This is a genomic window from Bordetella tumbae, from assembly GCF_054780995.1.
Genome location: NZ_BAAGVG010000023.1, coordinates 195,456 through 221,290, shown reverse-complemented (window position 1 = coordinate 221,290; position 25,835 = coordinate 195,456). Strand labels below are relative to the sequence as shown.

Here is a 25,835-nt window from a genome sequence, read left to right as displayed (position 1 = left end):
CGGGACGAGCCGTTCAGCCCGCCCACCACTGTTTCAATGTGGCACGCAACGCAGCACCGCCTGCCGGATCCTTGCGCAATGCCTGCATATAGGCGCCAAACTGCTTGGACGTAATGTGTGGCGGCATGGGGGGCACCTCGGGATCTGTCATGACCTCCAGCACCACAGGGCGGTCCGCGGCAAATGCGCGATCAAGGGCCGAAGGGACGTCTTCGCTATCCGTTACCCGGATGCCTTCCAGGCCCAGCAGCTTGCCATATTCCGCATACGAGAACGGCGGCAATCGTTGCGAATCGCGGAATCGAGGGTCACCCCCCATGATGCGTTGTTCCCACGTGACCAGGTTCAAATCGCCGTTGTTGAGCACCAGCACTACAAAACGCGGATCGTTCCAATCACGCCAGCGATCCGCAACGGTAATGAGCGTATTGATGCCATTCATCTGCATCGCCCCATCGCCGACCAGCGCGACCACGGGACGTTCAGGCCAGGCCAGTTTGCCCGCCAGCGCATAAGGTACGGCGCACCCCATGGTCGCCAACCCGCCCGATATCGACGCCAGCATGCCAGGACGAACGTCGACGTCGCGCGCATACCAATTGGCCGCCGACCCCGAATCGCATGTCACGATACTGTCGTCAGGCAGGCGTTTCGACAGTTCCAGAAACGGCAGTTGCGGGTTGATCAATTCACCTCGGGTCTGCGCACGCGCCGCCACGACCTCGCGCCAGCGCGCGACGTCTTTTTCGATGTCATGACGCCAGTCCAGGTCGGTTTTTTGCTCCAGCAACGGCAGCAGTGCGGCCAAGGTTTGCTTCGCATCGCCCGCCAGGCCGACCTCGATCGGATAGCGCAGGCCTAGCGCACGGCCGTCGCGATCGATCTGCACGCCACCGGCCTGCCCTTCGGGCGGTAAAAATTCCGTGTACGGAAAAGTTGTACCGACCATCAGCAAGGTATCGCAATCCTGCATCAGCCTCCAGCTAGGCACGGTGCCCAGCAGCCCGATACTGCCGGTGACATATGGCAAACGGTCCGAGAGCACAGCTTTGCCCAGCAGCGCCTTGGCCACCCCTGCACCGAGGCGTTCGGCAACCTGGGCGAGCTCGTCCGATGCCCCCAAGGCGCCAGCGCCTGCCAGGATCGCCACCTTGCGTCCGCGGTTCAATACGGACGCGGCATTGTGCAAGGCATCCTCGCCCGGCACATGCGAATGTGACACTGCCCCTATACCGGTATGCATCATGCCGTGCCGCTGGGGCGGATGCGGCACAGCTGGCAAATCCTGCACATCATTCGGGATCACGATGCATGTGACCGCGCGCCGCTCCAGCGCAATCCGCATGGCGCGATCGATCAGATGACGGGCCTGCTCGGCGGTGCTCATGACTTGCACAAAATCACGGGCGACATCTTTGAACAAGGCCGCCAGATCGACTTCCTGCTGAAAGTCCCCACCCAGGCTCGATCGCGCCTGCTGGCCCACGATGGCGACTACGGGCTGGTGATCCAGTTTGGCGTCATATAAGCCATTGAGTAAATGAATGGCGCCTGGACCCGACGTTGCCAGGCACACGCCGATCTGCCCCGTGAATTTGGCATGGGCGCATGCCATGAAGGCAGCCTCTTCCTCGTGGCGCGACTGGATGAAACGCATGGCCTGTCCCTCGCGCCCAAATGCGCCGATCAGACCATTGATGCCATCGCCCGGGTAACCGAACACGCGGTCGATGCCCCATTCTGCCAGTCGCGCCAGCACAAAATCCGCTACTGTCTTTGCCATGCTTGCCCCCAATTACGCGTGAATGCGAAATAACCGGGGCGGCGCAAGTTACATGCCTGGTGTAGCGGTTACGGGCGGACTCGATGCGGGATCAGACTGAGCGTGATCGCTGCCCCTCGAGGTGCCTATCGGAAACGCGCGCTTGACGCGCTGCAATAGCTGCCGCTGCTTGGCGCATACGCTCCACCACCATAGGAAAGCGCTGTTCGGCCAGCCGCTCGGCCATCGCCGTCACGGTAACGGCCCCCAACGCCTGGCCATCTGTGCCCGTGATGGGAACGGCTACCGCGCTCGTGCCCGGCATCAACCCGGCGGGTTTGTGCGCCAGGCCGCCCAGCGCACGCGCCTGTTCGACACTGGCGAGAACGTCATGGACGTGTTCACCCTGCACCTCCAGACGCGTAGCATTCTGCTGTACCAAAGAAACGCTTTCCTCGGGAGACAGACAAGCGAGCAATGCCACCCCGGACACCCCAAGCCCCAAAGGGCGCCGCACACCGACCTCGATGGAAAGCACCTGAATCGGGTGATGTCCTGTATGGCGCCCGATACAGATCGAGTCGTGTCCATGCCGAATGCTCAGGAACACCGTATCGCCCACTTCGTCAGCGAGCTCCCGCAGATAGGGATCCGCCACCGTCAACAATGGAAAACGCCGCGTCCGCGCCAATCCCAGCAAACTGATTTCCGGCCCAATCAAATAACGCCGCGTATCCGTGTCCTGCTCAACGGCGCCTTCCTGGATCAGCGTCTTGAGCAAGCGATGCACCGTTGGCCGATTCAATCCGGACATACGCACCAGATCAATCAACCTGACGCCACGTTCCTGGCCGCAGGCCACCAGACGCAGGATGCTTAATGCGCGGCGCACCGTCTGCGCGCCGCCTGCCGAATCTTCCGTCGAGGTCGTGCTCATGTGGAATCCCCCGCCATCACCGTCTTGGCCGTCTGGCGTATTGCACGTTTGGTCACGATGGGACCCAGCGACGCATAGTTCGGGCCGCCGATACGGCAGATCGGCCGCAATTGTGTGGTGTCGATCTTGCCGTCCTGCAGCAACCCATCGCGAATATGGAACACCAGCACTTCGCCTACGTAAAACTCGGCCCCCGTGTAGCCATAGGGTGTCGCGCTATGGAACCGGCATTCCAGGCTGATAGGCGCCTCGGCAATACGCGGCGTGGCAATGGCCTCGCCCGGCAGGACCGACAGTCCCAACAGCTGCGCCTCGCTCACCTCTGGCGGATGTTCCTCGGCGCTCATATGGATTGCATCAAGCAGCGTCTCGTCGCCGATATTCACCACAAAATGGCCGTGTGTGACGATGTTGTTGGCAGTGTCCTTTCGTGTGCCGGCCTTGCGCCCGATGTTCACGCCAATCATGGGGGGCGTATTGGACACAAAGGTATAGCAACTGAAAGGCGCCAGATTGACTTGCCCATGGGCGTTCAGGCTGCTGATCCAGGCGATCGGTCGCGGCACCACGATGCCGCTCATGAGCCGGTAAATCTGTTCGGGGTTGAGGTCGGGGGCAGAAATGCGCATGAGACGTCTCTTTTTCAGTCCGTATATTGAACTACAAAGTACCGATATTCTCCCGGGTTTGCGGATGTGGTTTGCGATGCTGCTCTGGCAGATTCCTGATTAAGTCCAATATTCGGACTTTTTTCGAATTTCTCGATTGTCGGTTAGGGAGCAAGTTTTTAGAGTTCCAACACAACAGAAACACGACAAAAACGAACCAGGAGACCGACATGCATTTCCCACTCATCCTGCGAACTTGCGCTGCGATCGCGCTCAGTGCATACGCCTCGCTCAGCGTCGCGGCATGGCCCGACAAACCTGTAAAAATCGTGGTTCCCTATCCTCCCGGTGGCAATGTGGACGTTGCCGCGCGCCTGATTGCGCCGGGATTGCAAGCCGCGCTGGGTCAACCATTCATCGTCGACAACAAGCCCGGCGCAGGCGGCATGATCGCCGGCGAGCAAGTTGCCCGCGCTGAGCCGGACGGCTACACCTTGTTCATGGCAGCCAATGGACCGCTACTGTTCAGTCCGCTGATTTTCAATCGCCAGGCTTATAAATGGGACCGCGATTTCGAACCTATCAGTTCGATCTCGTACACCCCGCTGGTATTGCAGGTGAATCCCAAATTGCCGGTGAAGACAATGAGCGATCTGATCGCAATGGCAAAGCAGGATCCCAACAGGCTCACCATGGCTTCGCCCGGCGCAGGCACTACGAATCACCTGGTGAGCGAGCTGCTGCAGTCGCTGACCGGCGCGCACTGGACGACGGCCCACTACAAAGGCAATTCGCCCGCTACCACCGACCTGATCGGAGGCCAAGTGGATTTCAACTTTGATCAGATTTCGGTCGCCTTGCCATACGTCAAGGAGGGCCGTTTGCGCGCCTTGGCCGTCACGACAGCCAAGCGCGTGCCGTCGATGCCGGACGTGCCCACCTTTGCCGAGGCCGGGATATCCGGCATGGAGGCGGCAACATTCACGGGATTGTTGGCCCCGAAAGGCACGCCACCCGACATTCTGAATCGTCTCAGCGCCGCGTTGACCCAGGTCCTGGCCGATCCCACCATCATTCAACGCTTTGACGACCTCGGCGCTCAAGCACGCGCGAGCACGCCTGAGGCATTCACGAAATACCTGGCCGCCGAAGACGCGCGATGGACCCCGATCATCGAACGCGCGGGCATCACCGCGAATTAATCCCCACATCGATTCCTGGATTTCTCCATGACACGACGCAGTATCTACGCCGATGGCTTTAGCCATAAGAATCCCATTCCTGCGGCCAGCCGCATCGACAACCTGCTGTATTCAGGCAGCATCCAAGGCACCGACCCTGCCACAGGCGCCTATGGCAGCACGATCGAGCGCCAATGCGAACTGATGTTCGACCATGTGCGCCGCATCGTCGAGGCCGGTGGCGGATCGCTCGCCAACATCATCAAGATGACCGTCTGGATGCGGGATCGCAGCCAACGTGCGGCATTGAACGCGGTGTGGCTGCGTGATTTTCCTGATCCCCAAAACCGGCCCGCCCGCCACACGATGCAAGCCGACCTGGACGGCGACAAGCTGATCGAATGCGACTTCATTGCGATACTGAATGACAAAGAGGCCACACGTTGAGCTCACAATATCAGGTCTTTCATCCCTCTCCCACTGCGCCCAGAACCTCGCTGCCGCGCGGCGCGTGTGATAGTCAATTCCATGTGTTCGGTCCGGCCGAGCGTTATCCCGTACGCGCTGGTGCCGCCTACGAAATGCCCAGCGCCACGATCGACGTCGCACTGCGTTTGCACAAGTTGCTGGGCATTGAACGCGGTGTCATCGTGCAAGCCACCACATATGGCGCCGATCACCAAGTCGTACTCGATGGCCTGGCTGCCGCCGGGCCAAATTATCGAGGCTGCGCCAACGCGGCTGTCCTGGCAGAACGCGATGATGCCTATATTGCCAAGCTGCACGATGCCGGTGTCCGAGGCGCACGCTTTAGCCGCCAGGGCCTGGGCATCAGTATGGAGCCCGCGGTGTTTGACCGGGCGATTGGTCGCATCCGAGAACTGGGCTGGTACGCCAAATTCCAGCCCGAACCTGACGGCATGATGGCGCAAGCCGAGCAGTTCGAAAATCTGGATATCCCCGTACTGCTGGATCATATGGGGCGCGCAGATCCGGCTGCCGGCGCCAACGACCCGACGTTGCGCAAGCTGCAGGAATTGCTACAGCGCGGCAATTTCTGGGTCATGCTGTCGCTCACGGAAAAGCTGTCCAAGACGGGCTACCCCTGGGATGACGTCGTGCCGTTAGCCCGTACGCTCATCGCAGCCAACCCTGACCGCATTGTATGGGGCAGCGACTGGCCTCACCCCGTTTCCGTCAAGGCGACTCCCGACGAAGGACAGTTGGTGGATCAACTGGCCCGTTATGCCGGCGATGCCGCCATGCTGCAAAAAATCCTGGTCGACAATCCGGCCCGCCTGTTTGGATTCAATCAATGAAACTGCTTTCGTACGAACACCAAGGACGTATCGGCTTTGGCGCATTGCGTGATAGCGAGCACATCGTGGCGCTGGACGATCTAGGCTATGACAGCCTGAAAGACGTATTGACTGCTCAAGCCTTGCCCATACTGCAACGGTTGGCCGCCGAGCGAGCCGCGAGCTTGCGCCTGGACCAAGTCCGTCTCTTGCCGCCCATCACCGCACCGGAAAAAATCATCTGTGTCGGTGTCAACTATGGCAATCGCAACGAAGAATACAAGGACGGCAGCGCGCCACCCGCCTATCCCAGCGTATTTCCGCGGTTCCCAGGATCTTTTGTCGGACATGGCCAACCGTTGCTACGCCCGCCCGAGTCCGAGCAGCTCGATTACGAAGGAGAAATCGCGCTGATCATAGGCAAAGCGGGCCGCCGCATATCGGCCGACAATGCCTGGGATCATATTGCCGCCCTGACCTGCCTGAACGAAGGCACCGTACGCGACTGGCTGAAACACGGCAAATTCAACGTCACCCAGGGCAAGAACTTCGACGCCAGTGGATCAATGGGTCCCTGGATGGTGACAAGCGATGAATTCGATCCCAATGCGCCTCTCGAAGTCCGCACACGTGTCAACGGCGAGCTGCGCCAGCAAGACCGCACGGACAATCTGATGTTCCCTTTTGCCGAATTGATTCGCTATATCTCGATCTGGACCACTCTGAAGCCGGGGGATGTCATCTCTACCGGGACGCCTATCGGTGCGGGCGTGAGGTTTACTCCCCCGCGGTTTCTGAAACCTGGTGACGTGGTAGAGGTCGAGGTCTCGGGCATAGGTGTGCTGTCGAATCCGGTGGCCGACGAATTGATCTCTCATCCTTAAGGAACCGACATGCTCAACGCAACCGACCGCGAGCGCGCCGCCACACTGCTGATAGAGGCCGAACGCAGCGGTGTCCCCTGCCAGCAGCTGGATCGTCTTTTTCCCGATATCGACATCGCGGATTCCTATGCGATCCAGAAAAGAATCATCGATGACAAGCTTAGCCGCGGCGCAGTCCTGCGCGGCCACAAAATCGGCCTGACATCCAAGGCCATGCAAAGTACGGTAGGCATCAACGAACCGGACTATGGCCATTTGCTGGACACCATGTTCTATCAGGATGGTGAAACCATCCCGACCGAAACACTCATCGTCCCCCGCGTCGAAATGGAACTGGCCTTTGTGCTGGGCAAGCCCTTGAGCGGCCCGAATGTCAGCCTGTTCGATGTGCTGGACGCCACCGACTATGTGGTGCCCGCCTTGGAACTCATTGACGGCCGCAGCCAGTACCCTCGCCGCATTGTCGACAACATCGCCGATAACGCCGCCTGCGCCGGGATTGTGCTGGGGGGCCGCCCTGTCAAACCCCTCGATGTCGATCTGCGTTGGGTCGCTGGGCTGCTGCTCAAAAACGGCGTTATCGAAGAGTCCGGCGTGTCCGCTGCGGTACTGGGCCATCCTGGCTTGGCCGTCGCCTGGCTCGCCAACAAACTGGCACAACACGACACCGGCCTCCAAGCTGGTCACATTGTGCTCGCGGGCTCGTTCACTCGTACCGTGGCCGTCGCACGGGGCGATACCTTGCATGCCGATTACGGCCCATTGGGCAGCATTTCCGTGCATTTCTCCTAAGGGCCTTCATAAGGGGCGCCAGGAAACCTTCGGCCGTCGCGGGCGCGCCACGATGCCGGTGCGGCATTGCGTTGAGCTGACCTAGCCATTGCAGGATGGCGCATAATAGCGGCTCCCCATCCAGCACCGCATTCCCGCCCTCATGCCCACCCTGCACGTGTTCCTGCTGTATCTGGCCGCCGATCTGGCGCTCAAACTCACCCCAGGCCCGGACATGGCGTTGACGCTCACGCGGGGTATGACACAAGGGTTTCGCACGGCGTGGATCAGCGTGCTGGGAAACTGGTCGGCAGGATTTGTGCAGGTGCCGCTGGTCGTGCTGGGCTTGGCGGCGATTTTCAAGGAATCTCAGACCCTGTTTGCCGCGGTCAAGGTTCTGGGCGCAATCTATCTGGTCTATCTGGGCATTCGCGCATTGCGCCGCTGTGCCCGGGCCACCGCCACCAGCCTCACCGCCCAGCCAGGCAGCGCCCGCGATGCCTATTGGCAGGGATTCATGACCAACTTGCTCAACCCCAAGGTGTTCATCTTCATGATCGCCTTTCTGCCGCAATTTACCGACCCGGCCCGCGGCCCGGTATGGGTGCAGATGCTGGTATTGGGCGTGTTTTCCAAAATGCTGGGGCTGGTGACGGGCGCGATCTACGCGTATGGCGCGTCACGGATCCGGGGCTGGTTGACCCGCAATGCGTGGTTTATGCGTGTGCAGGACGGCCTGCTGGGCGTTGCCATGTTGGGCATTGCCGGGTGGTTGATACTTAACCGAGATCCGATCAGCTCGCCGTCCCGCTAACGCGATTCATCGCAACGTCTGGGAAACCGCCTTCCATTGGCCGTCTTTCTGGCAAAACAGAAATTCCCAACTTTCATGGTTTGGCCCCCGCTCCAAACGCGAATGCAGCAAGCGGCATGGCATACCGTTTTGTTGCTGAACACCGTCTGCATTCAGTTTTGCCGTAATGGGTGTTCGGCGTTTGGTGGGACTGCTCCACAAGGTCGTCGCATTGTCCTGGGTGTTTTCAAGAACACCTACCGCCGCTTTGTTGAACGAGACGGCTTCTTCGTGCTTTAACGAACCGTAAATCGTGTCGGTGGAAAACGCGCTATAGGCTTGCGCCCAAGCGCCCTCACCGGCCAATAGCACTGCAAGCGCCATTGCCGATAGCGTTACATTGCGACGGGATACTTTCATCGTGATTCTCCTACGTTGATGATTCATTGTAGTCTGTGCCGACGCTCGATCAGGGAACGGCTTGCGTCCAACTGGAGTTCGCCTGCCCCACTCGTTGATAATCCTTGATCGTTGCTGCCCTGCCGAAATCTCTTTCGCGTATGGTCCCATCGCGGCCGATCACAAAGCTGTTCACACCGGACTGTCCATATCTGGCAGGCCACGCGGCAAAAGCGCATCCCGTTTCGTCAGCAGGCAACAGGATCGCGTACCGATAGCCGTGCAGCGCCGCATCGGCAGGGACGTCCGGCCCCATGACCAGCGCATCGTCAGTGAGCGGGCTTTGCGGCGAAGACTGCCCCGCAGGGTCCCAATACAATCCATCATATTGGCCCTCGCGGCTGACGATTCTCTCAGCCGCCTTGCCTTGGCCCACCGAAGAGCGATAACGCTCTTGCGCCGCGCATAGGACCTGCAGGGTCTGTATTGCCGCGAACTCGTTGCGGTCAATACGCCGATGCTGCATTTCCCTGGCGCCTTCGCGCACGTCGAATCGCCACCCCTGCCTGCTTTTTACGATAGGCGCGGGAAAGGACCAGTCGTGCTGTCCCACGACGAGCGCCGCAGACGTCTCACTGGTGCCGACCACTTCATGACGCTGCGACCATGCGGCTAAAAAGGCATACACGTCATCCTGTGACACGCTATCTCGGGGGACATAACGGTGAAAGTCCGCGCCGAGCACGTGCTTGAGCTTGTCTTGATCGCCCGTGGCGATAGACGAAACCAAGGCCTCGGCAGCCGCGTCGGCCGTCGGGTAAACCGCCTGGGCAAACACCTGCCCTCCTATTCCCAGCGCGGTGGCCAGGCCCACGCTCAAGGTGGCTTGGCGAATAATGTTTTGGCTGATCCGTTTCATCTCCGTATCCCTCCGCGTCCATGTTGACCGCCTCCGCGCAGAGCGCCACCCTGATGCGATGGGGCTGACATGCGCCGCTGCTCGTGATGCACGGCCGGTCTGGCCTGGCCAGTGCGCGCATTGCTCGCGTTACGCGTGTGCGCAGGACTATTAACGCCACGCAAAGCGTTGTCCCGATTGTTGTCCCTGGACCGATTGATAGCAGCGGCCTGTGCATTGCCGCGACTCTGTGCGTGATGGGCACCACCGGTCTGCGCACGATTGGTTCCTGTTTGCCGATGGCCGGCCCCTCGTGCCCCCGCATTGGAGGTTTCATGCTGACGCATGACGGCCTGCGCATGTTCCCGGCGATCTTGCTGTCCCCCGCTCGGTCTGGCAGCCGTCCCCAGCGTTCGGTCGCCCTGATTTCGCTGGGTGCGAACGCGTTGATCATCAAAACGCTGTCTGGTGTCTGCGCTTCGATATGGCGTATTTCCCCTGCGTGATGGATCGTGATTCCAATTGACATTGGAACGGCTGGCATCTAGTCTCCTGTTGACGTTGATATTGTTGTAGCGATTCACGTCAATATCGACATCATGGTGGTCCCAATCAAAACCGCCCCACAGCGAATCGACAATGGCGACACCTGTGCCAAACGCCAATCCCGACACCAGCGCAGAAGCGAATACGGACCCTGGCGGCGGCGGATAGTACGCCGGGGGATATGAGGGATAAGGCCATGTGCCGTAGACGGTCGTGGGGTTATAGGTCGGCACGTACACGACGCTCGGCGACGCGGGAGCAATGCTGACAACCGTCGATCCGCCTTGAGTGGACGTGGTCACCGTCTGCTGGGCATTGCTGTTCAGCGATCCCGCTTTTTGCGCCTGCAATCGCAATCGCTGCACGGAGTTCATCACGTCATCTGGCTGGTCCAGAAAGGCGTCACCCACCGATTTAACCCAGTCCGGCTGCCTGCCCATCATATCCAGTACTGACGGGAACGCTGCTAACGACAGCACACTGGGGTCCCAGGGCTGGTTCTGGACAGCTTTTACCGCCTCATCGCCGCTGAGATTCGTATGCTGCGCAGACCATTTCGCGGCCGCAGCCACATCGTCGGGATAGGTAGCCGCCATCAGCACTTGCGACAGCAAGGCATCGGGATAGAGCGCCACCGGTGCGAGCATTTGGTCAAGCTGCTCGTTGCTCAGTCTGGACTGCGCATACCCCGGCGGACTCAAACACAATAGCGCGAATAAAGCAATGCAATACCTTAATAGCCATCTCATGGAAGTCTCCCGCCAGAAAAGTGAATCGCTTCGTAGAACTCTCTCAATCACGGCACAATAATCTTGACAGACCACACCTGCGCCAAACGGCCTCCGGATTTACAGCAAGGTGAACAACAATTTAGTCAGCGTACTCTTGAGCGGCCATTGTGTCGCCACCAACAGCAATAATGGCAATGCGGCAGGGGCTACGATCTTGAGCAAAATGGATTTGTTCACGAGCACCGGCCGCATCGATGCAACGGATTGGTATAGCGCCTGGATATCCGCGACAGGCCCCAACTCTGGCGCATTCAGCATCGGCAAATCGGGTACTTCACGTTGCGCGATCCAGCGTGCATCCACTGCCCGCCCATGTTTGGCCAACAGCACGCCATAATCAAGCAATGCTTTTTTCTTGGCCCTGACCAACATGGGGGAAAACACCAATAATGGCGCCAACCCGATCAATACCAGCACGATCAGCAGCACCGCCATCTGTATATATAGGGAAGGCACCGCCACATCATGATAGAAAACACCATGAGCCCATGCACCCGCCATCACGGCTGATACAGACAGAATGAAGGGGCTGTAGATCACCGGCAGACGATCCAAGAACCCCAACCCTGCAAACCTGTCCGGATGCATGACCACCAGCTGTAAAGGCAACCGGGCGATGCGAAACAGCAAGATCCCTAACAGGACCAATCGCCATATTGACGCTAGCAACAATATCGAAAAAATGGGACGCGTCACCAGCAGGAACCACCATGCACCAAAGGCCAGACTACGGCTGTTTGCCCCTGCCCACTCGATTTCGTCTCGATTGGGGGTGAGGAAAAATGCAGCTGTCCAGGTTGAGACCAAGCCCACAATGATCACCCAGGGGAACGCCCGGTTACGCAGCCGGATTACATCGACGAGAACCTTTTCAAAGCGTTCGCGCTGACCGTCTCCTATCAACTCTGTCCGGCGAAACTCCCGCATGAATAGAGGGATCATCTGCTGCGCCAGTCCCTCTGCGAGCACAAGCAGTGGAATCGCAATCAAGCAACGCGCATGAATACCTATGTGCCCAAGCAGAGGCTCGGCAATTCCTGCTGATTCGACAACGGTACCTGCCAGCCACGAAGCGATGACCAACGGCAGCCATGCGACCAAGGCATACACAAGCGCACGGCGCTTGATCCCATCTCCATGAGCAGGAATCAGCCCGATCCGGCGCTGCAACCGGTAAAACAGGTCGTCGCGCACCAGCGAAAATGGCTCGGCGTCACGTTCCCTCAATTGCGTCGTCCCCATATCCACCTCCGGGATACCACACCGACACAGACTACCGTGTCATATCGCCGGTGCACCTGACCGGCACGATTCAGTCAAAAGCTCACTGCCAACCCGACGGAAAAGCCCGAGACATTGTTGCCAAACACATAACGCCCCACCAGCCGGGTACGCGTAACGACGACGTTGTAAGCGCTCGAGTCCAACTCCAGCCCCGCTCCCACGGATGTCAGCCGGTCAAACCCCAGCACACCGCGCTGGTCCCCGAGAAACTCCGAATGCGTCAGCTCCAACACGTAGCGCAGTGGCCGTTGCAGCAGCATCATTCCCGTCGGTGCGCGATATCTCGCCCACAGATTCGCTGAACGTGCCGACGCTCTGCCTTGCACTGCCGCAGAGCTGGCAAAGCTCTTGAGCCTGATATCGGAATAACGCAATTCGACATCCACCTCGTAGCCGGGCCGATAATGTTCATAGTCCAACATGACGGACCCACCCAGGCCGTAGGCATTCAGGGATCCTCTATCCAGAAAGTCAATATCACGTCCGGTTCGCCTCCCTACATACCAGCTGGCGGCGCGCAAATCACTCGTCACGTTACCGAGCGCAAAGTTGAAAATCGGCCGAAATTTCAACTCATCGGTCAGTTTGAAATCCCAACCAATGCCGCCGGTAGCCGATAAACTGTTCCATTTAGTAGGAATACGCCGCTGCTCAGCGCCTTGGGTTGCCACAAAAGTCGGATCGTAGCGGCTGGCCGCCAGGACGCCTTCCATGTAGATAGGCACCGATTGAGACAGCGTGTCGCCACCGCCCAGCTGTGTCATATAGAAATCGCTGGAACCCGACGTTCCAGCACTACCACTGCCTATCGACAAAGCGCTGGTCGTGATGTCGGGAACGATCGAAAACGACATCAACGCCAGGACGCCATTAGCCCGTTTTTGCAGATCGTCTTTCGTCAACCGCACGGTCGATTGCGCCGTCGCCAATGTTCCCCCCGACAAGGAGCATAACGCGAGCCCCCAGCTCGCGAACTGAATCGCTGCCCTGGCCATCCGTGGCTTTCCGAACAAATATCTCGCTCTCACTGCTGCCTCACAAGATACTGATTGATCATGGCTTCAGCTACCAATCTCACCGCTGCTGGGACTGCCCAGGGGGATCGTTCATCGAGTCGCGCTGTGCAACTAACAGCGCATCGTTTTGATCGATACGGATGACTCCAATCCTGGGAAACTCGAAATCAATAATGATGTATAGCGCGGTAGTCATCACCAAGGCATATAACGCTTGATGGATAAATCCGCCCCGCCCTCCTTTTGCCAGATTCAGGCCGACAAAGTAGCCGCAAACCACAGCCAGAATGGCCAGAAACAGATAGGTCACTATTGGCGGATGCACTTTCTGAGCCACAGTCTGTGCCGTGGACACATCGAACATCTCGTTCACTGCACTGGCGTACGCCGCAGCAAACGGCGGTGTACTGCGCGTTGCGGCCTGCATGGATGAGGCCCAGATTTCCTTCTGTATTGCGCCCACGTTGTTTGCAATCACGTCACGCTGATCCAGATCGGCGACGTTCCGGTAATAGTTGATGCGCTCATCCACGTAACGCCGAAACTGTTCGCGCAGCCCGGGCTGGTCCGCGGCATTAATCATGTCGATACGCAGCCAGGCGGTGCCAATGGCGTTGACCTCCTGGACCAGCAGGTTGCGGCGCTCCACCATCCGCTGGGAGGCACCCGAAAAGGTGAAAGCCACCAATAAACCCAATAGCGCGAAAACGGACGCTTCGATAGCCGCCGCACCAGATCGGCTGCCGCCTTCATCCGAGTGATCGCGTTTACCCACATAACGCCCAACCTGAATGGCGCCATACAACACACAAAAGAACACTACAACAAGGCTGACGAGAATCAAGGAATAGCTCATAGGTCACCATGCACCCAAAGGACCGAAAAGGACCAAAAATGACACGCAGGGAAAGTCAAACTAAACCGTCAGATTTCGCCGTTTATCTCCTGTACATTGAAGTGAATGGAAGGCCGTATAGAAATCACTGCCCCGGACCGCCGACAAACCAACGCAAATAGGCATTGTCCTGAGCCGCCTGCCCTAATGCGCTGGCCTCTCGCGCCCAACCTTGGCGATCGCCTTGATACGCGGACAAGGCCGACCTGTAAAACACGTCGAGCTTGCTTCTCTCGTTATCAATTTCGGCCATCAGAGTCGAATCGGCTCCTTGTATCGGCGGGTCCTTACGCAAGGCAAGTAATGCTGGCAATGTCCGGGTGATCTCACGCTGCCGTACCCACGGCGCATACTCGATCGCGGGGAAATCGTCCGTCACTGCCGGCATCTGATCGACAAAGCGCACCAGGCCCTCTCGATCGGTCACCCAGGTCGCCAATAGCGCCGCTGACGAGGCAACACCCACTTCGGTCAACGCCTCCCGCACCTTGGGTTGCGAAAAACGCGCATCGATACGGGTAGCGTCCAGCGACAAAGGCTTTATCGAGCCGATCAGCAGCATCTCATGCAACTCCGTGGTCCAGAGCGAGGCATGAGGGAAGACATCGATGAAAGCCGCGACCAGCGCGCGTGTGTCGTCCAGATTCTGTGTAGGCAACGGCAGCCATTGGGCCACGATGCCATCGGGATTCAGACGATCTGCCGCCAGGGTGTAGAAATCACGGGAATAGAGATTCACCACCCCTGCCGCAGACGGCGGAGGCGGCTCCAGCGTAATCAAGTCATAACGCTGGTCACTGACCAGCAACTCGCGCCGGCCATCGCGCAATCGGACATCCAGGCCAGGATCCTCGGCGGCGGAATAAGTACCTTTGAAAAAAGGCGCTGCGTGCAACACACCAGGCAATAGTTCGGCCACGACCCGTTGGTCCAATGAAGGATAACGCGATAATGCACCAGCGGTAATGCCCGTGCCATAGCCGATCACCAGCGCCGATCGCGGCTCTGCGTTGTGCACAATCAGCGGCAAAAGCGCTTGCAGCCGCATATAGCGCAAGGACGGCATCGCGTCACCGGAGTTCGACACGCCCTGGATATAAAGCCGATGGAATCGATGGTCACCGCTGCCGCTTTCCACGACGGCGACAGTGCCGCCGTGATTCTCCTCATAGAACACGAGATCATTGCCTTGAGCACCCGGTAATAGTCGCGCGAGGTGGTTCGGCGCGAGAGACCATCCAATGATCAACACGCCAACTGCCAGCGCTGCCGTCACCGTACGAGCCATGGCGGCCACAGGCCGGGCTTGCCAGACTGCGATCAGCCCGACTGCGCAGGCCATCAATGCCAATAGCACCAAACTGCGAACCGTGCCCAGCGCCGGCAATAGAACAAATGCCGTCATCGCCGTCCCTGCGATGCCCCCCAACGTGTTGGCCGCCAGCACCGCACCTGCGCCCCGGCCACGTTGAGCGGACGGCACGGCGATGCGCAACACTGCGGGAAATGCCGCACCCAACAATAATGTAGGCAGCAACACGATAACGCCAGCCGCCACCGCAAAGCGCGCACTCATCCCGGCGAGCCTGCTTTGCGTCCACCCCTGAATCACGGTTTCCGCCACGCTTTGCGCATTGACTAGCCAGCGGCCCAGCAGCGCCAGCTCGAGCAAGGCCAAAACACCTGCACAAGCGATCAAGAGCCCGAACACTCGCCACGGATTTCCAAGCCGATGCTCCCAGGCCGCATACACCGCTGCGCCTATAGCCAAACCGGCGAGATAAACGCCCAGCACGATAGAAAAGGCGAAAGCGCGCGTGCTCATGAAAGGCACGATCATCTGCGACCACAACACCTCATAGCCCAGCGCAACCCCTCCGGCCACCGCGTACAAGCCTATGGCCAACCACGCCCGCGACGGCAATGCTGGAGAACCTGTCAGCGATTCCTGCGTTCGCTCCGGCTCCATACCCAGCCGCGCATCGCGTCCCCATAGCCATGCGCCTATCGCGGCAACCACGTTCAATCCTGCGGCTACCCAAGCGGTGCGTTGCACGCCCAATGCAGGGATAAGAATGAACGCTGGTAGCAATGCACCGAGAATCGCTCCTGTAGTGTTTGCGGCATATAGCACACCGCCCGCTCGCCCTACGCGCCCTGCGCCGACCGCGCGCAACAGCACGGGCAGCGTGCCTCCCATCAGGAACGGTGCCACACCTATCACCACCACTACAGCCAACCAGGCCAGGAAGGCGCTGTGTTGCTCCACGCGGGCGAATGGTAATGCCCCGTGTGCGAGTATCTGTGTCACAACCATCGCTGCAACAGCGATGCCCATCTCGATCCATACATAGGCCCGCACAGGCCGATCGCTGCGGTCCGCTCTGCGTCCCAGCCACCAACCGCCCGCCGCCAGCCCCAAAAAGAATGCACTGATTGCTACTGCAATCGCATGCACTTCCACACCAACAATCAAGGACAGCTGCTTGATCCAGATAATCTGAAAAATCAACGCAGACATGCCAGACAACGCCAGCAGAATGGCTGGCGTCGCCAGGCTCGCCGTGCGCACCGCGGCCGGTGCGGCTCCAGATACATCGTGCAGTGAGCGTGTAGACGAACTCATATCGTTTGAGGTAGACCCTATGCGAAATACTTAGATAGGGGACGCAGCATGCTTGCTGCGCCCCCTACTCCCTCTCTTACTTGCCTTGCTTCTTGGCTTGATCTTCGAAATACTGCTCGACCTGTCGGTCTACATCGGCTTGTACCTGATCAACACTGAAGGACGCCGGACGCTGGCTGGGCGGCCATTCCAGGAAGGTCTGCAGGAACTCGGCTGCCTTCATGGATGCCATGAGCACCAGGTAGTCGTTTTTCACCAGCCAGTCATAGTATTGATTGGATACGACATCTGCACGCTCATACGGGTCCATGCGCAAATTGAACAGCTTAGGTACACGCAAGCATACAAACGGGTCCTTCCACACATTAAATCCACCCGGTGCCTGCTGCTCGCAAAAGACCGCTTTCCAATTGTTGTATCGCATGGCGACCAACAAGCCGTCGTCGTTGAAGTAGTAGAAATCCTGGCGAGCACTGTCGTCGCTCTTGCCCGTCAGATAGTCCAATTGGTTGTAGCCATCCAAATGGACTTTGTAGCTCTTGTTGCTGCCGTTGGGAGTCCAACCTTTCAGCAATTTCTCCTTGACGTCGCTATCTCCGACTGCGGCCAGTAGCGTGGGGAACCAGTCAAGCCCCGAGACAATTCCCGTTTTGACCGCCCCTGCGGGAACATGTCCCGGCCAGCGAATCATGGCGGGCACCCGGTAGGCGCCTTCCCAATTCGAGTTTTTCTCGTTGCGGAACGGAGTCGTCGCCGCATCCGGCCAGCTGAACTGATTGGGCCCGTTGTCGGTCGTATAAATAACAATGGTGTTGTCCGCAATCCCCAGATCATCGATTTTCTTCAACAACTTACCGACATCCTGATCATGCTCCCACATGCCATCTGCGTAAGCATTGCCCGGCATGCCAGCCTTACCCTGATGCTCGGGGCGGATGTGGGTATAGACGTGCATGCGCGTGGTATTCATCCACAAAAAGAACGGCTTGTCGCCTTTGCCATTCTTGTCAAGATAATCCAACGCAGCACCGACAGTTTCGTCGTCAATAGTCTCCATTCGCTTACGGGTCAATGCACCGGTGTCCTCGATCTTTCCGTCAGCCGAGGATTTGATGACACCCCGGGGCGGAGGCGCTACCGGTTGTCCTTTCGGCGCGTCGGCTACGTTCTTTGGCCAATACGGGCGTTCGGGCTCTTCCTCGGCATTCAAGTGGTAAAGATTGCCAAAGAACACATCGAACCCGTGATTCGTGGGTAGATACTCATCACGGTCGCCCAGATGATTTTTACCAAACTGCGCAGTGTTGTAGCCATGGGACTTCAAGGCTTGGGCAATCGTGATATCCCTGTCTTGTAATCCAACGGCAACACCCGGCATGCCCACTTTGGACAGCCCGGTACGACGCGGCACCTGCCCCGTAATAAACGTAGACCTGCCCGCCGTGCAGCTATTCTCAGCGTAGTAATCGGTAAACCTCGTCCCCTCTTTGGCGATGCGATCTATGTTCGGTGTCCTATAGCCGACCACGCCGTCACCATAGGCACTGACGTTGGTTTGACCGATGTCGTCACCGAAGATCACCAGAATATTGGGTTTCTTGCCAGAGGCCTCTGCCGCCGGTTTAGATTGCGAGTTCTGAGCCTGCGCTGGCGCGCCGCCCGTGATCGCAAGTCCGCTCGCGGCCAACATCGCCGCCCCCAGCCATCGTCTTGCTTTCATCGCTGCTCTCCTTGCCCTGACGGGCGGTTACGTCCCACTATTGAACCTACTGCAGCGGTTCGAACGAATACACCCGCCGCCATTCCGACTGCATATCGACGACCGTCCAGTTCTGGCGTGTGGCCTCGTCCAATGCCTTATTTAATCGGCCGACTTTGGAATCCCGGTCGTATGCCCACTCTCGCTGTGCGTCTGTGTGGTGTACGAGGCCCGCAAAACGCTTGCCGTCGCCTGCTGCTGTCCACTGCAGCATCTGCAGATCACCATCCGAATTGCCGAAGGCAAAGATCGGGCGTCGACCGATGTAGCGCTGTATGGCTACCGGTTTGCCCGGACCATCATCGTTGAATTCGAGCTTGCCCTGACGCCACAACACGGGAGCGTCATTACGATTCTCAAACGTCGTCACAAAGGTGGTGCCGATAATCTGCTCGGGCGGGATACCGTAGGCCGCAGGCGCCCAGGCGCGCATGAACTCGACCTCTCCCCCGGAAACGATGTAGGTCTTGAAGCCCTGATCGCGCAGGTACTTCAGCAACTCGACCATGGGGGCATAAGTCATATCGATGTAGCGCTGGTTAAAGCGGGGATGACGCGCCGTGGCCGACCAGTCCGACACGCTTTGCGTGAAATCGTCGACGCTCATATTGGTGTGGGTCGCGCCGACTATTTTCAGCAGTCCTGATTCCCCGGACTTGGCCAATCGGGCCTTGTCCCCCTCGATCACCGCCTTAAACGGTTGACGCCGCGCCCATTCCGGATGCTCTGGCGCCATCGCCTTGACGCGGTCCAGGGCAAACATGACCTGGAAATACATAGGCTGCTCGCTCCAGAGCGTACCGTCGTTGTCGAACACGGCGATGCGGCGCTCCGGCGGAACAAAATCGGGATTTTTCGGATCGGTCACTGCTTGCACGAACGCGACAATGGCTTGACGCGAGGGGCCGTCATTCCACGAAGGTAACCCGGCATGCCGAGAATCCGCATGATGTCCCGCACACGCCGATATCAACAGCGTGACGGTCAACATTCCCAGCCATGCGGCGCAACGTCGTACTGCTGTAGTCGATATGCTCTTCATGAGTTTTCCCTTGGTTCTCGGAGGAGTCCGTTATTCCCGTTGTTCTGAGGGGGATTCAATCTGACCGGTAAGGCGTACGCGGACGCCCGCCGCTGTTTTGTTCGCCAGGCGAGACGCCATTGATGCGATAGATGGACCAAGCTTGTCCGCCACGTCTTGTCGGCCCCACTGCCCGCGACTCTGGTGCCCAATACCGTCTGGGTGGCGCTGCGAACCGCTATGGGCAACTGGGCCGTAGCGGCGCTTACATCGGCCGCGCCGCTGGCGACTTTCAACCATCGATAGAAGGCGCTTAGCGACGTAACATCGCGCTGCGCTTCTCGCCGCCAGGCCCGCCAATGCCAGGCCTCGCTTGCTTGGTAGCGCGTGCATTGCAAATGCGCCCATTGGCTGAGCTGTCGGCCTGCCCTGCGCCACCACGGCCATGTGAGCCACAAAGCCAGCGCGAGAACGACGACGCCAATCGAGAACAGCAGCCAGGAGGCAGGCACCCAACGCAAGCCATGACGCAACTGCGCCAAATCCTCGGTCAAGGAAAACGGCGGATCGACGACAGGCGCGGCCGCCACCTCAAAAGTACGCCCCTGCAACGTCTGCGACCGCGGCTCGCCGGTCTCGCTATCGCGCCAATGCATGGTCACGTCGGGAAAGCTCAATGCTCCGGCTTGCTGGGCGACATAGTCCGCCCTGTCGATGCGCTGCCCGCCCACAAAACCACCTCGGCCATCGGTCAAGGTCGTGACTTCCGGTTCTCGTGAATAGCGTTTGAAACCCTTCACCTCGCCCAAGGAAGCCTCGGGCAACAGCATCGCTTGCACCCCCATCGCACGCTGGATGATGGTGCGTGTCACGCGGCCACCATTGACCAACGGGTCCGGCGCTGAATCGTAGTCTTGGGTAATGGCTATTTCATTTGCCGCTGGGCCTTCGTCGCTACCACTCTTTTCTGCGGCTACTGTGAACGAGAACGGCTGGCTGCTGGCCGAGGCGGTCTCTCCCCCGGGTCCCACCTTGGCACTGACCGTCAACGCAGGCACTTGCAGTCTGCCCGACGTGGTCGGGCTGAGCACATAGGTGTAACGCAAACCGTTGTAGACCACCCCGTCCTTTTGGTCCCGGACAATGACGCCCTGTCCCGATGGAGGCGTCACCATCGCGCCTGGCAGGTTCAACACCGGCAGTTGCGGCGGCTGCGTGAACCACGTTGGAGTCGTGACTTGCAACTCCAATTCCACCGTTGCCCCCACCTGGACTTCGCTCGAGCCTTGCAAACGCGCAGTGACCAGCAATGCAGCGGTGTCCTGGGCCCAGGCCGCTGACATGATGCCTACGCTCACAACCGTGCCCAGGAGGAACCTTCGCCAGTACATCATGGCTTGCCTCCCGCCCGTGCATCCTCGATGGCGAACTTGCTGCGCAGAAAGCGGGCCGGCGATACGGTCAGGTTGCGCAGCCACGCGTCTTCCGAGGCCGCTTTCGCCACGGGCACCTGAATCATCTTGCCGGCCTTGGCCGTCTTGTCATCGATGGTCTGATCCGGCGAATCAGCCGGCTCGCCTTGCTGTTCTTGGCTCATGTCGTCGATCAATCGTGACACGATGTCGCGATTGACCATCGCCGGTTTCCAGTTTGGCCGCATCGATAGGGCCTGATCGTAGGCGTCCAGCGCGGCGTCGTATTGCCTCAGACGAGTTTGGGTATTCCCTACATAGAAATACCCTTCGGCCGTTTGAACCGAGGAGAACGCCGCCAAAGCGACGGCGTAGTTTCCCGCCTGATACGCGGCCCGTCCCTTCCAATAGGGATCGTGGAATCGTTGCACAGCCTCGTCATAGTGGCCTTGCTCAAACGCTATCCGACCCTGCTGATCCGCGGTCAAGAACGCATCTGCCAGCGCACCGGCGTGCGCGATTGGCGCGGTGCTGAACGTGGCGGCCAACAGCAAGCCTCCGAGCCATGCCACATTCCAACCGCGCCGCAGCGTCAACAATGCCAACAGACCGAGCGGCCAGCACAGCCAATACCCTACGTCTTTCCAATGAACAACACCCATTTGCGCGTCTTGTACCGCGCGAAAATGTTGCTGGGCGTGCAATGTCACCCAATCCAGATCATCGGGGCTGCCCGTCAAGCTGCCCAAGGGCGCACCGGCGGCATCCGCCAGATTCCGTAAGGCAGCGACATCCAACCCCACCTGCCCCACGGCCATGATCAGCACCTGCATATTCGACGCTGCCCGAGCCCGATCTTTCACAGCATCAAGCTGCCCCGTATCGACCCCATCGGTGACCAGCAACAATGTGCCGCCCGCCTGCTCCGCCTGCAGCGCACGCGAGGCCAGATCGATCGCGGAGGCCGCATCCCGGCCTTTGCGCGCAATCAGATCGGATGACAAGGCTTGAGCGAACAGATCCAGCAAACTGGCATCATCCGTGGGAGGCGCCACCAGGTGCGCACTGCCTGCATAGGCAATCAGCCCGGTCTTCGCACCGGCCCGCTGTGCGCTCAGATCCCGCAGCAGATGCTTGGCCGCCTCCAGCCGCGAAGGCGGTATGTCAGCGCCATCCATCGAGGCAGATAGATCCACGGCGACGATGAGCGGCGCCACATTGTCCAGATACGCGGGTTCGTCCCGCTGCCAAGTGGGCCCTGCGGCTGCCAGCGCACCTAGTATCAACATCAACGCCAGTACGTCGATCGGCGCCGGCCCCCGGCTACCCGTTGACCGAACGGTCAAATACGGCAACAGGTCCGGCGCAATGCGGGTATCTCGACCAGGCTTGGCCAGATCACGGTGCCGGCCCCACCACAACACGATGGCCAGCGGTATCACCAACAGCCACCAGGGCCGCAGAAAGTGAAAGGCGCTGAGATCGATATTCATACCGATTCCTTCGCCGGCGCCTGCCCTGCATGGTCAGCACGATGCACACCACGCCAAGCGCCCAAGGCTGCGATGCAATGCCACAACAACAGCAAGCACAGCGCCAAACCCAGGGGGATCCAGAAGTAGTCCCGTTTCGGCTGGTGGCTGAGGGACTTGACCTCTTTGGGTGTAATGCGGTCCAGCGTGGCATACACCTCGCGTAGTGCGTTGACATCATTGGCGCTAAAGAATTTTCCCCCCGCCGTCCGCGCAATCTCGCGCAATGCGTCAAAATCCACCCGCTCTTCTCCGGTGGCCTGGGGATCTCCTATGCCTATCGTATGTACCGTCACATGATGGCGTGCCGCCAAGGCCGCAGCACGATCCGGCGGGATGGCGCTGCCGGTATCGTTGCCGTCGGTCAGCAAGATCAACACCTTGTCGCGCTCATCGGCTTTATCCAGCATACGGATGCCCAAGCCGATGGCGTCGCCAATAGCCGTATGGGGACCCGCCATGCCGACAGCCGCCTGGTCCAAGAGAAAATGCAGCGATGCGTGGTCGCGTGTCAACGGCGCCTGAGGATAGGCGCCCGTGCCGAAAACGATCAATCCCAGCCGATCGTCAGGACGTTTGTCCACGAAATCCGACACCACAGATTTGACAGCGTCCCAGCGCGACACTGGCCGGTTCTGCGGATCACGAAAGTCCGTGCTGTCCATCGATTGAGAAATGTCGACCGCCAGCAGAATGTCCCGCATCGGCTCGGTATGCGTTAACGGCGGCTCTACCCATTGAGGCCGCGTCAACGCCAATACCATCAACAACCACACGACGATATTCAACACCAGCTGCCCCCGGCGGTCGCGCACGCCAGGGCGAGTCGGCGACTTTCCGGTCAAGGTCGCCATCGTGTCGAAAAAAGGCAAACGCAAGGCCTGCCGCGTCTGTAAATAGGCCGGCAGCGCTCGATACGCCAGCACGCCCAAGGGCACGAGCAAAAAAAGCCACGGATACTCAAGCCGCCACATGATGACGCTCCATCCATAGCCGGCTTGCCGCAATCAAGCCCTTTAAGGTTTCACCATCCAATGACCGTACCGTCTCGTCCGGGGCATAAGCGAGCGCGAGCAGTACGCGGCCACTGCCGTCGGGAAGCACCGGCTGTCCAGCACTCTCCTGCAGATAGTTCAGCCAACCATCACCGTGCAATGCGGCAACGCGCGTGCGTTGCCCATCCAGCTGGGCTGCCAACGCGGTCCGCTTGAGCAGACCCGGCAGTTCGCGTATTGCCAGGGGATTGGCGGCAATCTCTCTGTTCAACTGCTCCAACGCGCGCAGTGCCTGACGGCGATACAGATTGCGCCGATGCCGCCGGTAACCCCATACCGCCATCCATCCGATGCCGAGCAGCAGCAATACCGCCACCACAGCCCACCCCCAGGTCTGCGGCCAATAAGCAGGCGGCGCAGGCAACGCCAGTTCCTGCAATTGATCCAGGCCGAGGACAGGCGTATCACTCATGGCCGCCTCTCTTCTTGCCGGTGTCCCAACTCACTCATCAATTGCGTCAATGGATCCGTGGTCGTATCGATGGACAGCAATGGCACCTGACTGCGGCGCAAGAGGTCCGCGACTTGCCGCAGACGGCCACTGAAAAAATCGGCCAAAGGTTGACGCTCTCGTGCCTTTCCGACGGAGATTTCGAGCTGCAACTCGCCTTGCGTCACCACCAGATGCCCTTGCCGCGGCAGATCTTGCGCCATGGGATCGTAGACCAGAGCTGCCACAACGCTGTTATGCGCAGATAACTGTCTCAATGCTCGCAGCGTGTCGTCATCGGCCCCGGCAAAATCGCTAATGATGCAGACCAGATAGTCATGCTTGGCAAAACCCAATGCCTGGCGCAATGCCGCATTGAGCATGGGGCCCGCCGCCCGGTCTGGCTTGTCGGCCGACAGCTCGCTATTGGCGCGCACCACCGATGCCAACAATGCCTGCACCTGCTGGCGGCTGCGCAACGGCTTTTGAACGCTGACGCGCTCATCGTCGAACACCAGGCCTCCCACGCGATCCCCTGCACGAAAAGCCATCCACGCCGTCGCGGCCGCCACCCGAGCAGCCACCGCGCATTTGAAAAACTTGACAGAGCCAAAGTACATGCTCATGCGCTGATCCACGATGATCATCGCCGGCCGGTCGCGTTCTTCGGTGTAGGAGCGCACGTACGGCTTGCCGTAACGCAATGATGCCCTGGGGTCCAGTTGCCGTAAATCATCGCCGGGCACATAACGCCGCAATTCGGAAAAATCCAGGCCGCGCCCGCGCAACCGCGATCCATGTTGACCGGCCAGGACGCTGGTGGAGGGCTGGTGCGCGACAAACGACAGGCCGCCTACCGCGCCTTCCATAGCCATCAATTCCGCCAACGACGGATGAACGGGATGTGGTGGGTGCGCCATGGCGATTCCTATGCCGGGACGGCCACCACATCCAGCAATCGGTCAATGACTTGTTCTGCCGTGACGCCATCCGCGACGGCGTCGTATGTCAGGTGAAGCCGGTGACGCAGGACAGCATGGGCGACGGCGCGCACATCGTCAGGCGAACTGAAATCTGCACCGGCCAGCCACGCATGCGCGCGGCCCGCTTTGTCCAGTGCAATCGCGCCACGCGGACTGGACCCGATCTGGATCCATCGTTGCAGATCGCTATCGTAATCGGCGGGGCGGCGCGTAGCGTTTACCAGATCGACAATGTAGCGATCCACGGACGCAGCCACATGCACTGCCGCCACCTCGTCACGGCAGGCAAACAATATTTCCTGTGAAAGACGCTCGGCCTCCTCGGCCTTTACCGTAGCGGTATCGCGCAACAAGGCGAGCATGGCCGTCTCATCATCCGGCGCCGGATAGTCCAACCGGATTTTCATCAGAAAACGATCCATCTGCGCCTCAGGCAATGGATAAGTGCCCTCTTGTTCGATAGGATTCTGCGTGGCCAATACCATGAACAGCTTCGGCATGGGCCGAGTCACGCCGCCCACGGTGATCTGCCGCTCTTCCATGGCCTCCAGCAAGGCGGATTGCACCTTGGCCGGGGCACGATTGATTTCGTCGGCCAGAATCAGGTTGCCAAACAATGGACCTTGCTGGAATTCAATTCGATGATTTCCCGAGGCATCCTGCTGCAGCACCTCGGCACCGGTAATGTCCGAGGGCAACAGGTCCGGCGTGAACTGGATACGGCTCATCGTGGCCGCCATATGCGCTGCCAGCGCCTTGACGGTGCGGGTCTTGGCCAAGCCAGGCAGGCTTTCCAGCAGCACGTGTCCATCGGCCAACAGCGCAATCAGCACGTGACGGATGATTGTCGACTGACCCAGGACCGTCGCAGAAACAGCTTGCTCCAACGCTAGAACGCCATCGCGATTCGCCATGCTCTTGCCTTCCATGGTGATGCTTTCATGTGCGCTCGTC

The 25,835-nt window shown here is 59.4% G+C and carries 24 protein-coding genes; 6 read left to right on the top strand and 18 right to left on the bottom strand.

Annotated elements, in window-relative coordinates:
• Nucleotides 1-13 precede the first annotated feature (13 nt).
• The 3 genes from ACYVI2_RS23435 to ACYVI2_RS23425 all read right to left on the bottom strand — a co-directional run bounded on the left by ACYVI2_RS23435 (nt 14) and on the right by ACYVI2_RS23425 (nt 3,328).
• Nucleotides 14-1,783 carry a thiamine pyrophosphate-requiring protein gene (locus ACYVI2_RS23435; protein WP_415816755.1) on the bottom strand — a complete coding sequence of 590 codons (1,770 nt, stop codon included), beginning with the start codon at nt 1,781-1,783 and terminating at the stop codon, nt 14-16.
• 91 nt (nt 1,784-1,874) lie between these two features.
• A complete protein-coding gene (locus tag ACYVI2_RS23430; RefSeq protein WP_415816752.1) occupies nt 1,875-2,699 on the bottom strand; it encodes an IclR family transcriptional regulator in 825 nt (274 codons plus the stop codon).
• Nucleotides 2,696-3,328 carry a flavin reductase family protein gene (locus tag ACYVI2_RS23425; RefSeq protein ID WP_415816750.1) on the bottom strand — a complete coding sequence of 211 codons (633 nt, stop codon included), beginning with the start codon at nt 3,326-3,328 and terminating at the stop codon, nt 2,696-2,698. Before ACYVI2_RS23425 ends, ACYVI2_RS23430 begins: the two co-directional genes overlap by 4 nt.
• A 209-nt stretch (nt 3,329-3,537) precedes the next feature.
• Between ACYVI2_RS23425 and ACYVI2_RS23420 the strand changes: the two genes are divergently transcribed.
• From ACYVI2_RS23420 to ACYVI2_RS23395, 6 genes are all read left to right on the top strand, one after another.
• Nucleotides 3,538-4,509 (top strand): Bug family tripartite tricarboxylate transporter substrate binding protein, encoded by a 972-nt coding sequence (locus ACYVI2_RS23420; protein WP_415816748.1) that lies wholly within the window; start codon nt 3,538-3,540, stop codon nt 4,507-4,509.
• A gap of 27 nt (nt 4,510-4,536) precedes the next feature.
• Entirely contained in the window at nt 4,537-4,935 is a 399-nt protein-coding gene (locus ACYVI2_RS23415) for a RidA family protein (protein WP_415816746.1), read from the top strand.
• Nucleotides 4,932-5,807, top strand: a complete 876-nt coding sequence (locus ACYVI2_RS23410; protein ID WP_415816744.1) for an amidohydrolase family protein — start codon at nt 4,932-4,934, stop codon at nt 5,805-5,807. The genes ACYVI2_RS23415 and ACYVI2_RS23410 overlap by 4 nt, the downstream gene beginning before the upstream one ends.
• Nucleotides 5,804-6,670: a fumarylacetoacetate hydrolase family protein gene (locus ACYVI2_RS23405; RefSeq protein ID WP_415816742.1), complete on the top strand. Its 867-nt coding sequence runs from the start codon at nt 5,804-5,806 to the stop codon at nt 6,668-6,670. Before ACYVI2_RS23410 ends, ACYVI2_RS23405 begins: the two co-directional genes overlap by 4 nt.
• A 9-nt stretch (nt 6,671-6,679) precedes the next feature.
• Nucleotides 6,680-7,462, top strand: a complete 783-nt coding sequence (hpaH, locus tag ACYVI2_RS23400) for a 2-oxo-hept-4-ene-1,7-dioate hydratase (RefSeq protein WP_415816740.1) — start codon at nt 6,680-6,682, stop codon at nt 7,460-7,462.
• A 142-nt stretch (nt 7,463-7,604) separates the two neighbouring features.
• Nucleotides 7,605-8,255: a LysE family translocator gene (locus ACYVI2_RS23395; protein ID WP_415816738.1), complete on the top strand. Its 651-nt coding sequence runs from the start codon at nt 7,605-7,607 to the stop codon at nt 8,253-8,255.
• A gap of 6 nt (nt 8,256-8,261) precedes the next feature.
• On the opposite strand, the gene ACYVI2_RS23390 is transcribed toward ACYVI2_RS23395, so the two are convergent.
• The 15 genes from ACYVI2_RS23390 to ACYVI2_RS23320 all read right to left on the bottom strand — a co-directional run bounded on the left by ACYVI2_RS23390 (nt 8,262) and on the right by ACYVI2_RS23320 (nt 25,795).
• Nucleotides 8,262-8,654 (bottom strand): hypothetical protein, encoded by a 393-nt coding sequence (locus tag ACYVI2_RS23390; protein WP_415816736.1) that lies wholly within the window; start codon nt 8,652-8,654, stop codon nt 8,262-8,264.
• 49 nt (nt 8,655-8,703) lie between these two features.
• Entirely contained in the window at nt 8,704-9,552 is an 849-nt protein-coding gene (locus tag ACYVI2_RS23385) for a DUF2950 family protein (protein ID WP_415816734.1), read from the bottom strand.
• The gene (locus tag ACYVI2_RS23380; protein WP_415816732.1) at nt 9,549-10,826 is read right to left on the bottom strand and encodes a DUF3300 domain-containing protein; all 1,278 of its coding nucleotides are present in this window, start codon (nt 10,824-10,826) and stop codon (nt 9,549-9,551) included. The genes ACYVI2_RS23385 and ACYVI2_RS23380 overlap by 4 nt, the downstream gene beginning before the upstream one ends.
• A 99-nt stretch (nt 10,827-10,925) precedes the next feature.
• Nucleotides 10,926-12,110: a hypothetical protein gene (locus tag ACYVI2_RS23375; RefSeq protein ID WP_415816730.1), complete on the bottom strand. Its 1,185-nt coding sequence runs from the start codon at nt 12,108-12,110 to the stop codon at nt 10,926-10,928.
• 74 nt (nt 12,111-12,184) lie between these two features.
• Nucleotides 12,185-13,147, bottom strand: coding sequence for a hypothetical protein (locus ACYVI2_RS23370; protein WP_415816728.1), 963 nt, complete (start codon nt 13,145-13,147; stop codon nt 12,185-12,187).
• Between the two features lie 79 nt (nt 13,148-13,226).
• Nucleotides 13,227-14,024 (bottom strand): bestrophin-like domain, encoded by a 798-nt coding sequence (locus ACYVI2_RS23365; RefSeq protein WP_415816726.1) that lies wholly within the window; start codon nt 14,022-14,024, stop codon nt 13,227-13,229.
• A gap of 124 nt (nt 14,025-14,148) precedes the next feature.
• Entirely contained in the window at nt 14,149-16,689 is a 2,541-nt protein-coding gene (locus ACYVI2_RS23360) for a fused MFS/spermidine synthase (protein ID WP_415816724.1), read from the bottom strand.
• Between the two features lie 76 nt (nt 16,690-16,765).
• Entirely contained in the window at nt 16,766-18,409 is a 1,644-nt protein-coding gene (locus ACYVI2_RS23355; protein WP_415816722.1) for an arylsulfatase, read from the bottom strand.
• Nucleotides 18,410-18,455: 46 nt separating this feature from the next.
• Nucleotides 18,456-19,490, bottom strand: a complete 1,035-nt coding sequence (locus ACYVI2_RS23350; RefSeq protein ID WP_415816720.1) for an HAD family hydrolase — start codon at nt 19,488-19,490, stop codon at nt 18,456-18,458.
• A complete protein-coding gene (locus ACYVI2_RS23345; protein WP_415816718.1) occupies nt 19,487-20,863 on the bottom strand; it encodes a BatD family protein in 1,377 nt (458 codons plus the stop codon). Before ACYVI2_RS23345 ends, ACYVI2_RS23350 begins: the two co-directional genes overlap by 4 nt.
• Entirely contained in the window at nt 20,860-22,374 is a 1,515-nt protein-coding gene (locus ACYVI2_RS23340) for a vWA domain-containing protein (protein WP_415816716.1), read from the bottom strand. Before ACYVI2_RS23340 ends, ACYVI2_RS23345 begins: the two co-directional genes overlap by 4 nt.
• Nucleotides 22,371-23,387 (bottom strand): vWA domain-containing protein, encoded by a 1,017-nt coding sequence (locus ACYVI2_RS23335; RefSeq protein ID WP_415816714.1) that lies wholly within the window; start codon nt 23,385-23,387, stop codon nt 22,371-22,373. The genes ACYVI2_RS23340 and ACYVI2_RS23335 overlap by 4 nt, the downstream gene beginning before the upstream one ends.
• Entirely contained in the window at nt 23,374-23,880 is a 507-nt protein-coding gene (locus tag ACYVI2_RS23330; protein WP_415816712.1) for a DUF4381 domain-containing protein, read from the bottom strand. The genes ACYVI2_RS23335 and ACYVI2_RS23330 overlap by 14 nt, the downstream gene beginning before the upstream one ends.
• Nucleotides 23,877-24,818: a DUF58 domain-containing protein gene (locus ACYVI2_RS23325; protein ID WP_415816710.1), complete on the bottom strand. Its 942-nt coding sequence runs from the start codon at nt 24,816-24,818 to the stop codon at nt 23,877-23,879. The genes ACYVI2_RS23330 and ACYVI2_RS23325 overlap by 4 nt, the downstream gene beginning before the upstream one ends.
• A gap of 8 nt (nt 24,819-24,826) precedes the next feature.
• Entirely contained in the window at nt 24,827-25,795 is a 969-nt protein-coding gene (locus ACYVI2_RS23320) for an AAA family ATPase (RefSeq protein WP_415817131.1), read from the bottom strand.
• Nucleotides 25,796-25,835 lie beyond the last annotated feature (40 nt).